At 58.9% G+C, this 419-nt stretch carries 1 pseudogene; it reads left to right on the top strand.

Features of this window, described 5'->3' with window-relative positions:
• Positions 1 to 110 precede the first annotated feature (110 nt).
• Positions 111 to 419: pseudogene (locus tag EIP75_RS23930) on the top strand (helix-turn-helix domain-containing protein); the annotation flags it as partial.

Raw genomic sequence — 419 nt, 5'->3', positions numbered from 1 at the left:
GCCGACCGAAAACTGAGCCACTTTTTTGGGTGATGCCGACCCAAAATTGAGCCAGGTGTTTTACCTACCCTGCTGCTTTTTGCAGCAAGGGGCTGAAGAGGGTGATCACCATGGACATGATTGGCAAGATACGGCGGATGCACCGCCGAGACAAGAAGACGAAGAGGCAGATATCGAGGGAGACGGGGCTATCGAGGAACACGGTGTCCAAGTGGTTGGACGAGGTTCAGCCGGTCGAGCCCAAGTACCGCCGGGAGGCAGTCAAGGCCACGAAGCTGTCGGCCTATGAGGCCGAACTCAAGCAAGCGCTGAAGGCCGATGCCAAGCGAGTCAAGAAGGAGCGGCGCACGGCCAAGGCCTTGTTCGAGCAGATCAAGGCGAAGGGGTACGAGGGCGGGTACACGCGGGTGACGGACTTC

The organism is Aquabacterium soli (genome assembly GCF_003933735.1).
In the GTDB taxonomy this organism is placed as follows: Bacteria; Pseudomonadota; Gammaproteobacteria; order Burkholderiales; family Burkholderiaceae_C; genus Aquabacterium; species Aquabacterium soli.
Note: the sequence above shows the minus strand (reverse complement) of the source record. Positions and strands in the feature narration are given on the sequence as shown.